The sequence below is a fragment of the Flavobacterium sp. ACN2 genome (assembly GCF_002303885.1).
Lineage (GTDB): Bacteria > Bacteroidota > Bacteroidia > Flavobacteriales > Flavobacteriaceae > Flavobacterium.
On sequence record NZ_MRCM01000004.1, the window covers coordinates 353881 to 365228 of the forward strand.

10 protein-coding genes and 1 rRNA gene are annotated in these 11348 nt (G+C 33.9%); 4 read left to right on the plus strand and 7 right to left on the minus strand.

Going from position 1 to position 11348, the window contains the following annotated elements; translation table 11 throughout:
- Positions 1-5: 5 nt before the first annotated feature.
- The 3 genes from kdpF to BSF41_RS07100 all read right to left on the minus strand — a co-directional run bounded on the left by kdpF (position 6) and on the right by BSF41_RS07100 (position 2263).
- On the minus strand, positions 6-83 hold the full coding sequence (kdpF, locus tag BSF41_RS07090; protein WP_073099479.1) for a K(+)-transporting ATPase subunit F: 78 nt from the start codon (positions 81-83) through the stop codon (positions 6-8).
- 168 nt (positions 84-251) lie between these two features.
- On the minus strand, positions 252-533 hold the full coding sequence (locus BSF41_RS07095) for a hypothetical protein (RefSeq protein ID WP_071636641.1): 282 nt from the start codon (positions 531-533) through the stop codon (positions 252-254).
- Positions 534-907: 374 nt separating this feature from the next.
- Positions 908-2263, minus strand: coding sequence for a sigma-54 dependent transcriptional regulator (locus BSF41_RS07100; RefSeq protein ID WP_095928796.1), 1356 nt, complete (start codon positions 2261-2263; stop codon positions 908-910).
- 168 nt (positions 2264-2431) lie between these two features.
- Here BSF41_RS07100 and BSF41_RS07105 point away from each other — a divergent pair, with 168 nt between their 5' ends.
- Both BSF41_RS07105 and BSF41_RS07110 read left to right on the plus strand, forming a co-directional pair.
- A complete protein-coding gene (locus BSF41_RS07105) occupies positions 2432-2893 on the plus strand; it encodes a hypothetical protein (RefSeq protein ID WP_095928797.1) in 462 nt (153 codons plus the stop codon).
- 51 nt (positions 2894-2944) lie between these two features.
- Entirely contained in the window at positions 2945-3643 is a 699-nt protein-coding gene (locus BSF41_RS07110; protein WP_172426860.1) for a hypothetical protein, read from the plus strand.
- 130 nt (positions 3644-3773) lie between these two features.
- On the opposite strand, the gene BSF41_RS07115 is transcribed toward BSF41_RS07110, so the two are convergent.
- From BSF41_RS07115 to BSF41_RS07130, 4 genes are all read right to left on the minus strand, one after another.
- Positions 3774-7313: a M1 family aminopeptidase gene (locus BSF41_RS07115; protein ID WP_095928799.1), complete on the minus strand. Its 3540-nt coding sequence runs from the start codon at positions 7311-7313 to the stop codon at positions 3774-3776.
- 4 nt (positions 7314-7317) lie between these two features.
- Positions 7318-8202: an ABC transporter ATP-binding protein gene (locus BSF41_RS07120; protein ID WP_095928800.1), complete on the minus strand. Its 885-nt coding sequence runs from the start codon at positions 8200-8202 to the stop codon at positions 7318-7320.
- A gap of 115 nt (positions 8203-8317) precedes the next feature.
- Positions 8318-8524, minus strand: coding sequence for a helix-turn-helix transcriptional regulator (locus tag BSF41_RS07125; protein WP_012024053.1), 207 nt, complete (start codon positions 8522-8524; stop codon positions 8318-8320).
- Positions 8525-8526: 2 nt separating this feature from the next.
- On the minus strand, positions 8527-9042 hold the full coding sequence (locus BSF41_RS07130) for a DUF2975 domain-containing protein (RefSeq protein WP_095928801.1): 516 nt from the start codon (positions 9040-9042) through the stop codon (positions 8527-8529).
- A 174-nt stretch (positions 9043-9216) separates the two neighbouring features.
- Between BSF41_RS07130 and BSF41_RS07135 the strand changes: the two genes are divergently transcribed.
- The gene (locus BSF41_RS07135; RefSeq protein ID WP_095928802.1) at positions 9217-10233 is read left to right on the plus strand and encodes an LLM class flavin-dependent oxidoreductase; all 1017 of its coding nucleotides are present in this window, start codon (positions 9217-9219) and stop codon (positions 10231-10233) included.
- A 1041-nt stretch (positions 10234-11274) separates the two neighbouring features.
- Positions 11275-11348: ribosomal RNA gene (locus BSF41_RS07140) — 16S ribosomal RNA — on the plus strand; the annotation flags it as partial.

Here is an 11348-nt window from a genome sequence, read left to right on the forward strand (position 1 = left end):
ATGATTTAAAATTTTTCGGGTTTGATTAATACATATATCAAATACACGAAAACGGCGATTGAAATAATAAATAGTGCGGTCATGATTTAGATTTTTTCAAAAAATTCGACTGACATAAAACAAATTGCAAATAGCACCACGGCCAATGCGAGTAAAAGAAATGTGATCATAGGATTTATTTTGGATTTTAGATTTAAGATTGTAGACTTTAGACTTTAGATTTTCGATTAAACAGTTAACCGTTTAAACGATTAAACACCAGAGGCATTAACCTGCTTGATATATTCCGCTTTAAGTGTCTGCGGAAATAAATGAGAAATATTGCAGTGACGCACTTCCATAAAAGAAGAAACCGAAAAAACATACACATTAGAAATGGCATTTTTAGTTTCGATGCTTCCAGTTATAAACAAACGTTCGGCAAGAGCCAGACATTTCTTCGCTCTCACAATATTGCCTGAAATAATCGATTTTTTGGTGATTTCGGCAAAGCGTTCAGCTTGTTTGTAGATTGAGGTAACTTGAGTTTTCATTTGGAATGAATTTTAATGTTCTCCCTCCTTATGCCAAAATATGTTCCGAAAAAGTGGAGTTACAGCTAAAGTGCTGTCAATAAAAGGAATGTAGTTTTATGCCAAAAATTAGGCATAAAAAAAGCCTATCATTTTGATAAGCTTTTCTCGTTTTGATATGTTATTGTCAAGCTCCGGAGGAGCTAAATATTTATAGAAATGCTGAATCCACATTTATCAGAGCCCCAGCGGGGCGGCATATTTTTGGATTGTAGGTGTCGCTCCGCTGGAGCTTTTTTTATCATTGGAAATAAATAATCTATAAATATTGCGCTTCTCCGAAGCTTTAAAAATTGATATTGAAATTTGCCTTTAATATTGGAATTTGGAATTTTTTAAATTTTGGAATTTTCAATCCCATATTCTTCCAGCTTTCTATACAAAGTCGCAATTCCAATTTCTAATAATCGAGCCGTTTCTGCTTTATTCCCTTTAGTATAATTTAAAACCTTTTGTATGTGCAGTTTTTCAACACTCTGCATCGAGAAAGCCGACATTGGTTTTGAATTATTTTCGGCTTGATGCTGCATTTCGTAAGGCAGAACATCCGAGGTTAAAGTATCGCCGTTACTCAAAATAACCGATCTTTCGATGATGTTTTTAAGTTCGCGGATATTTCCAGGCCAGGAATAATTTTCTAATTTCTGTAGAAATTCATCAGAGATATGTAATGTTTTTTTATTCGTTTTTTCAGAAAATTGTTTCACAAAATGATGCGTCAATACCGATATATCTTTGATTCTTTCTCGTAAAGAAGGCAGTTTTATTTCGAAGATATTTAAACGGAAATACAAATCAGAACGGAAGCGATGTTCATCACTTTCTGTTTTTAAATCTCTATTTGTAGCGGCAATTAATCTGAAATTTGATTTTTTAGGAGTGGTATCGCCAACCGGAATATATTCTGAAGTTTCTAAAACACGCAATAATTTGGCTTGAAGATCAATTGGCATTTCTCCAATTTCATCCAGAAATAAAGTACCGCCGTTCGCTTCTTCAATAAAACCCTTTTTATCTTTTACAGCTCCCGTAAAAGCGCCTTGTTTATGACCGAAAAGTTCGCTTTCTAAAATTTCTTTTGTGAAAGTACTGCAATTCAAGGCTACGAAAGATTTGCCAACGCGATTACTGTTTTCGTGAATCGCCTGTGCAAAAACTTCTTTACCAGTTCCTGTTTCGCCAGTAAGTAAAACAGTCGAATCTGTTTTTGCTACTTTTTGTGCGAGATCAATAACCTGTTCAATTCCTTTCGATTTTCCAATAATAGTACTGAAAGAATATTTATCGTTTATGCGTTTTTCAAGCTGTTGTACTTTTTTTTGCAAATGCACTTTTTCAACTGCTTTATAAAGAAGCGGAATAATTTTGTCGTTATCGTCGCCTTTTACGATATAATCAAAAGCACCATTTTTCATTGCCTGAACGCCATCTGGAATATTCCCAAAAGCAGTTAAAAGAATAACTTCTGTTAAAGGAAAACTTCCTTTTATGTTTTGAAGAAAGTCAACGCCATTTCCGTCAGGCAGTTTTACATCACATAAAACGACATCAATTTCGGTTTGTTCTAGTTTCTTAAAACCTGATTTTAAATCTTTGGCTTCAAAAACTTCAAATCCTTCCGATTTTATAATACGAACCAGCAGACTTCTCAGTTTTTCTTCGTCGTCTATAATTAAAATTTTGTGTGTCATTTGCAGAGATGCTAAATCAAATTTTGATATTTGATCTACAAAGTTAGGTTTAAAATCTGTTCACTTTTTTGAATCGACAGAAATTATTTTAAGCAGTAGAATCAGTTTTAAAATATTTTTTTTGAAAAAGAAATGTACTTTTAAGTCGAAAATGAATCCCTAAAATTTATGTCAAAACGAATTCTCATTATAATAGTTATTGTAATCTTCGGAAGCTTTAATAGTTTTTCAAAAGGAATTATCGAAAAAGATTCTTCAAAACCGAAAACAATTTCATTCAAAATAAAATTAAAATCGACAGATAAAATAAAAATTGCCGTTTCTCCATTAAAATATAACAAACATTTCGCATATAGTTTTACGCTTGACGATGGTTACAGATCGGCTTATTTAACGGCTTTTCCTTTATTGAATGGAGGAAAAGTCAGCAATTCATCAATTAACGAATGGAAAATTGATCAAGGTGGAGACGGAACAACTTCGGAAGGGCTTTTCTATTCGGACGGAATGGGAAATAAAATTCCGTTTAAATTGGCTTTAGCGATCAATGGAGGTTCAATTCGTTATTTACCTGAAAATCGCGGACATCTTTCTTGGTCTGAAATAAAAGAAATGTACAATGCAGGCTGAGATATTTTGAATCACGGTTTCCATCACGCAACAAAACACGGCACAAATTATTTGACAGAAGTAACCGAAAATACCACTTCAATAAAGCAAAATCTTGATTTTACGATGTCGCATTTTGTGGTTCCGGGCGGAGAAGGTGACCCCGATTATCATTTGGAATACGAAAAAGAAGCACTAGCAAACGGATTTCTTTCTGTTGCTTCTTATAAAGGTACAGGTCCAGTTTATAAAGTAAATTCTAAAGTTGATTTAGATAAAATGATTTCTGCAAGAACTTTTGTATTGAGTTCAAAAGACACGACTAGTTTCAAAACAATGAATCGTTATTTAAAAAACATAGATTCAATTGTAAAACATCCAGAACCTGTTTGGTTTAACGATTTCACACACGGAACAGGAAATGGAAATCTTTGGAATTTAAGCATGCGTTTTCCTGATTTTAAATACTATATGATAACGCTTGCAGATAAATACGGAGCAAAAGGAAACGATTCCATTTGGATGGCACCGTGGCAAGAAGTTTACGAATATATTTGGTTAAGAGACAGAATTAAAGTCGATTACAAACAAAAAAACAAAGAAATAGAAGTTACGATCGAATTGCCTGAAATCCCGCAAAACTTTCGATATCAAGATGTTTCATTAAATATAGAAACGTCATCTAAATTTGAAATCGAATCCAGTAAAGATTTGAAAATTAAAGACGACGGAAAAACAACCCACAAACAGATTTTTATTCAATTGAAATAAAAGTTTTTGCCACAGATTAAAAGATTATTTGGATTTTTAATTTTAGCGAAAGCAAAAAAATCATTTTAATCCTTTTAATCTGTGGCAAAAAAATAATTAGTGGAAATTCGTGGAATTCGTGGCAAAAAAACTAATCAATCTCTTTCTCGTTGTCCTTTATAAAAGTATCAATATTCATTAAATACGGATCAATCACAATTCGCTGAGGTTTTGTTTTGAGTTTTAATTTCCCTTCAATTTTATTGTTTTTGATGGCAAAAGGATAAAGAAATAATTTTCCGTTTTCATCATAAATCCCAATATCTATTGAAGCATCGTTTGGAATTTGTTTTCGTTCTCCGGTTGCATTTTCTCTGAATTTTTCAGAATCAGCTTTAAAAGAAACTTCATAAAAGCCATTTTTTTGAATACTTGAAACAGATTCTATTTTTGACGAATAGGTAATAATCTGCTTAAACATTTCATCTAATTTAGGATGCAGTTTTTGATTCGTTACCTCATAAATTTCTTTTAATAAAGCCTCAGAATCAGGAAACGGATTTGGATATTTATAATGATTCAGGAAATTTTTCAAAGCCAGATTTACTTTTTCTTCACCAATTAAAACCCGAAGCTGATGCATTACCAACATTCCTTTATCATAAGGTAAATGTGGTGTATCGTAATTCGTTTTATACAAAGGCGTTTCAGGATCATAACTTCGACTACTCAAATATAAATCCAGATGAATTTTTAAAGTTTCGAGCGCTTTTTCCAAGCCATGTTCTTTTTCATACAACATGAGTTCGGTGTATTGCGCCAGAGTTTCAGTCAAAATCCAGCTTCCTTCTTTTTGTTCCGGGCTTATTTGTGAATTTCCCCACCACTCATGCGATAATTCATGAGCCGTTAATTGATTAATTACATCTTCTTTATCCTTATTGTTGAGGTTACTGTAAAATCCGAAATTCTCTTTCATAAAAACCGTCGACGGATAAGAAGTCGCAGCAAATCCATCGGCGAAAGCTGAAACTTCGGCATAACGAATTGTTTTGTATGGATATTTACCAAAATTATTCTGGCAGTAATCTAAAGTATTTTTTACATCCTGAATTAGTTTTTTGATATTTCTCGAATGTCTTTTATCATAATAAACTTCAATCGAAATGCCTTTATAATTCGTTTTTTTAATTTCATATTCAGCAGAAGAAAAAGCAAATCGAAACGGAATCTTACCGTTAGATTTATAATGAAAATAATTACGGTTGTCTTTTCTCCAATTCCCAATTAAATCTCCAACGCCAATCGCCGTCTGATTTTTAGAAGTTGAAACTACAGCATCATAATCAATAAAATCATATTTAATTTCCGACTTGTCTTCCAGCTTTTTAAGAGGCGTCTGCGGTTTCAAATGTCTTTTTACCCGTTCTTTTTTACTGCTGATTTCATTCGATTCCTGATAACCGAAAAGTGGAAAGTAACGGCTTATCCGCATAAATGACCCATTTTCGATTATAGAATTAAAGGCAGTATGTCCTTTAAATGGTGACCACGAAGACTCAAAAGAAAAATTCATTTTCATTTTCTGCTTTGGTTGCAAAGGTTTTTCCAATCGATACCAATAATGATGAAATGCCGAAATATCATTTAGGTTTTTCGAATTCGGAATTTCAACAGAAGTCAGTTTCGAATTTCGATCTATATATAGGAGTAAACTATCAATTGGTTTTTCAGAATCATTGATCAATTCATAAACGCCTTTTACTTCATAGCGATTTTTATCAGGAAATAAATCGACTTTACTTTTTACAGAAACAATCGTGGGCTGGGCAAGAGTGGTATATTTTTTAAATTGAGTTTCATATTTCTCGCTCCAGTTATTCTGATCGTCTTCGGTGAAATATGGATATTCGATATTCGTTTTATAAAAAAGATAACTTCCAAAACCAATAAAAAGAATAATTCCCAAAGAGAAAGTTGCTTTTTGAATGCCATTAAATGAATTTCTCCGAAAGGTTTTTACGATTGAAGTGTTTCTTTTCCATAAAATTCCAGTCAAAGTTAGAAGTAGTAAAGCCAATCCCAAATTGTACAGCATTGAAACATGAAACGGAAAAGTGTATTTTCCAAAACCATTCAAATCAAAATATTCTCTTTTAAAAGAATCTCCGAATCGAAATAACGGATGCGAAATTCCTAACTGTTCTCCAATTCCTGTACAAAACAAAATGCAGACAAAAGCAGCAACCGAAAGTCCGATATATTTATTTTTAATAAAAGTCTGAATTGAGATTATCAAAATCGAAATCAGCAGCAACGGAAATCCGAGATAATAAAACAAGGAAAGATAAAGACCCATTTCGATTGGAGCATTGGCATTCGCAATCTGAAAAGCGCATCCAATCAAAATACTAATGCTGATAATGAGTAACGGAATGATAAAAAGTGCCGTCAGTTTGGCCAATAAAACCACAAACTGAGAATATGGTGCGGTATTTTCGAGCATTTCAAATCTCGAATTTTCACTTCGGTTTAATAATTCACTGCTGTAAAAAAGCAGAATCAAGATCAGAATAAAAGGCAGACGATCCATTATGGTGGAAATCATTAAAGCCGTATCCGTAATTTTTTCCGCTAATCGAATTCCCCCGTCAATTTCATCCGAAATTTCGATTGCCAACAATCCCGAAAATAAAAGAACAATCAATAAAAACGGAATTCCTTTTAAAACTAAAAAGATATCAAGCTTGATATTGCTTTTAAAAACAGCAAAATTATGTCTGAAAGTTTTGAACTCGATGTTTTTTGGAATTTTCGAAGAAAAGATTTTTTCTTCTTTTGAAATGACTTTAGGTGTTTTTATCTTTTTAGTTTTTGTTTTTCGGAAGGAAAATAATCGATACGAAACAAAAAGTAAAAGCAGTGAAACCGAAATCCACAACAATCGATTAAATAAAAAGTTCCCCGAAAGCGAAACCAGTTCGGTATTTTTTTCAATCGAAGTCCAATATCTCGTTTGTTCTAAAAAAGCCGCCAAACCAAACGGATCTATTTTTGCTGCCAAAGACATGGCTTTCGCCGAAGATGGAGAAGCATTTGCAAAGATGGGCGAATTAGAAAAAATAGAACCCGCTATATATAAAATGTAAATTAATAGTCCCCCAACATAAATGAAAAGTTTACTTCGCGTAAGCCAGGCCAAAGCCGTCAATATAGAAAGACACAGGAAAATATTCGGAATCACAATTACAAAATACGGCCAGAGATAATTTATAATTTCAAAAGGACCTATTTCGCTTTTTGAAAGCCACGACATTTGATGTCCAACGATCATTCCAACGATAAACATTCCAAAAGAAATTACAGCGATTATAAATGCGGTAATAAATTTTGGAGCTAAATAATGAAACTTAGAAATAGGAGAGGAGAAGATAATCGAATCGAATTTCGTTTCATATTCCTTTAAAAAACTCTGTGCAACCTGAAGTGTAATCGAAAATATCGTCATTAGCGAAATCAGACCAATCGCATAAGTCAATACATACGGACTATTTTTGTAAGCGCCCGAAAAAGAAAAGTTCGCAAAAGCACTCACAAAAAATCCTAAAACCAAATAAATAATAAACGTGGCATAAAAAGTCCAGCTTCTGGTGTTGTTATGCCATTCAAATTGAATTAATTTAGAAAGCATAACACTAATTTTTAAGTTGATTTTGAGCTAAAACACTAAAATAAACATCGCTTAAATCTGGCGATATCAATTCGAACCCAGAATCTGGACGTTGATGGGAGAAAACATGAATATTGATTTTCCCTGAATTTAAGTTGGACGAAATGATATTAAAATTAGATTGATAGTCCTTAAGTTCTGTTTTCGGAATGGCTTTCATCCAGATTTTATCTTTTAAAGAATCGATTGCTTCGTTTGGTTTTCCTTCCAAAATCAATTTTCCGTTAGAGATAATGGCCATTTTTGGACATAAATCACGAACATCTTCCACAATATGAGTCGATAGAACTACAATAATGTTTTCGCCAATTTCGCTTAGCAAATTATTAAATCGGTTTCTTTCCTCCGGATCAAGTCCCGCAGTAGGTTCATCTACAATAATAATCTTCGGATTTCCTAATAAAGCCTGAGCAATTCCAAATCGCTGACGCATTCCGCCAGAAAAAGAATGAACCGCTTTGTCTTTGTGTTGTAATAAATTCGTCTGCTGTAATAAATACAAAATTTGATCGTGACGTTCTTTTTTTTCGACGATTCCTTTTAAAACCGCCAAATGATCGAGCAGGCGATAAGCAGAAATTTTAGGATAAACGCCAAATTCCTGAGGCAGATAACCCAGATTTTGCCTGATAAACATTGGATTTTCCAGAATATTAATTCCGTTAAACTCAATACTTCCCGAAGTGGGTTCCTGCAAAGCGGTAATAGTCCGCATTAAAGTCGATTTTCCGGCGCCGTTTGGCCCGAGCAAACCAAACATTCCGTTTGTAATTTCAAGCGATAATTGGTCAATCGCTTTTGTGCCGTTCTCATACGTTTTGCTGAGATTTTGGATTGATAAACTGTTCATTTTTTGATTGATTTAGATGATTGAATTAAACTATGATTTGAAAAATTTAGGCAATAGAGTACCTGTCGGCTTTAAAAACTGATTTATTAAGAGTGAAATAAGATTTAAAAGAAAGCTATTCTGCCACGTATTCTAAAATATCTCCGGGCTGGCAATCCAATATTTTACAAATAGCTTCGAGAGTATCAAACCGAATTCCTTTTGCTTTTCCAGTTTTTAGAATCGATAAATTAGCAGGCGTAATATCTAGTTTTTCTGCCAACTCTTTACTCTGCATCTTGCGTTTGGCAAGCATTACATCAACATTTACAATTATTGGCATAGTTATATAAATAAGTCTTGTTCGTTCTGAAGGTTTAAACCTTGTTTAAAAATGGCGGCTAAAAAGTAAGCGAAAACACCCAGCATTCCGTGTAATAATATAAAAAGCGAAACTTCATTATCCAGTGGCACAAAAAAGAAAGCTACAAATATTACAATACCCGGAATTAATAAATTGGATAAATAGAAACGCCTTAAATGAGAAATTCCATTTGGAGTAAATAATTTAGGCTGAAAAAATACTTTAAAAACATTACTGCTCAGTAAAAAGAAAAGTCCGTACAAACTCAAAGGCGCCAAAAAATCGAAAAGAATATAAGGAAGGTTGTAATCTCCAAGCATTAAAGGATGCGAAGTAAAAGGATAACAAACCTGAAAATACTTTCTGTTGTCTTTAAAAGTCAAAAACAATCCCGTTATCAAAGTAAAAACAGAATATGCGGCTAAAAAGAAATAAACCACAGACAAAAATCGGGTAAAGTAAAATAATATTCTAGATACAATATGAGTTGTCTTCATATACTTAAAAGTTAAATTGATATTGCAAATGTATAATTAATTATCGTAAAACAATAATTAATTATTTAAAATTACTCATTTTAAACCTTTTGAGAATATTATAAATCTATTAACATTAGAAAACAAAAGGCATTCATATAAAAGGCTTAATTTTGCCTATTAGCATTTTTTTATATGAAAAACCCAATTTCAGTCTCATTATTAGAGCTCGCTATCATCACTCAGGATAGCAATGCCACAGAAACATTTCAAAAAACAAAAGACATAGCGCAATTAGCAGATACTTTAGGATACAAGCGATTTTGGCTTGCAGAACATCACAATATGGCACACGTTGCAAGTACGGCAACAGTGGTTTTAATTGGTTATGTAGCAAGTCAGACCAAAAATATCCGAGTAGGTTCTGGCGGCATCATGCTTCCAAATCATTCTCCTTTAGTAGTTGCAGAACAATTTGGAACCCTAGAAACGCTTTATCCAAACCGAATCGATTTAGGTTTAGGAAGAGCGCCGGGAACAGATCAGCCAACCGCTGAAGCAATTCGAAAAGACTTTTTTGAACAGGCACAGCGTTTTCCGCAAAACGTAAGCAAACTTCAAGAGTATTTTTCAAGTGAAAATGAAACAGGAAAAGTGCGTGCATTCCCAGCCGAAGGTTTAAAAGTGCCAATCTGGATTCTAGGATCAAGTATGGACAGCGCAGCTTTGGCAGCGGCTTACGGATTGCCGTATGCATTTGCCGGACACTTTGCGCCAAAACTAATGATTCAGGCATTTGAGTTCTACCGCGAAAATTTCCAGCCTTCAGAATATTTAGACAAACCCAAAACAATGGCTTGTGTTAATATCATTGCAGCAGACACAAACGAAGAAGCAGAATTATTGTCTACAAGTTTGTATCAAATGTTCCTGAACCTAATTAGAAATGACCGTAAAGGTCTACAACCGCCTGTTCCGTCATTAGACGACATCATGAACGAGCAGGAACGTTTTCATGTCAATCAAATGACGGCCGGAACCTTCACAGGAAACAAAGAACAATTAATAACCGATTTGAAAAAGTTCATCGACTACGCCAGAATAGACGAACTAATGGTAACCAGTCCAATCTTCGATCATCAGGCAAAACTAAAAAGCATTCAAATCACCAAAGAAGCAATCGACAGCCTAAACGAAAGTATACATATATAAGTATACTATATATAAGAGTAGATTTCATTCTCATAACCCGACAGGTTTCTAAAACCTGTCGGGTTTGTTTTTGTTATATATATAAGCAGAAAGTTCTACTATAATATATAAGAGTAAAACGGAGTAAATCTAAAATCAGCTTTTAAGATCTATTGTCAGGCTGAGCGAAGTCGAAGCCCTTTTAGCGGCAGTATTTGGAATTTGAGATTTTAAAAAATTGAACTTTGGAATTTATTAAGGAGCTTATCCCGCTATCCGCTCCAATCTTTTGTGCCGAACCCCGGCACAAAAGGATTTCCACTTCTATCGGGGCTAGGGCACCGGTTTCCAGAAGAAAAAAACAGAGAAGATGGATGGTCCCAGAAGAAAAACCAGTGCCAAAAAGAAACTTTGTGCCTCTGCGCCTTTGCGAGATTCGAAAAATACCCACAGAAAACCAAACTTTATATCTTAGTGCCTTTACGGCAAAATAAAGCAGAGTAGGACAAAATCGCCCGAAAACAGACATATCTATAAAACAGCCCAAAAAACTTTGGTTTGTAAAAAACGCATAACCAGTGACTTATAAAAAATATTGAAAATAGTTTGCAAAAAGCCTTGTTTAACTGGAAAAAGGTTCTACTTTTGCACCCGCAACAGCGAAGGCGTTCATCGAAATACTGGCAGGAAATGAGAATCAGACGAAAAGAAATTTTCAAAAAAAAGATTCGAAAAAGCTTGCGAGATTTGAAAATGCTTTCTACATTTGCACCCCGCAAAACACGGAAAGTTCATTGAGAGATTGGGAGGAAAATTGGAGAAAAGGGGATTGAAAAAATCTCAAAAAAAAACTTTAAATTTTTCTTGCAGGAAACAAAAAGAAGTTTTAGTTTTGCACCCGCTTTGAGAGATAAGCGAAAGACAAAGAAATTACGTTCGTAGACATATTGAATTGACAGCCGTTCTAACAGAGATGTTAGAACAAAAAGAATAAGAGCAGTAGAATCGTAAGATTCGAAAAGAACCGATAGAAAGAGCATCGATTATATAATATTAAAATATACGATGAAGAGTTTGATCCTGGCTCAGGATGAACGCTAGCGGCAGGCTTAACACATGCAAGTCGAGGGGTAGAG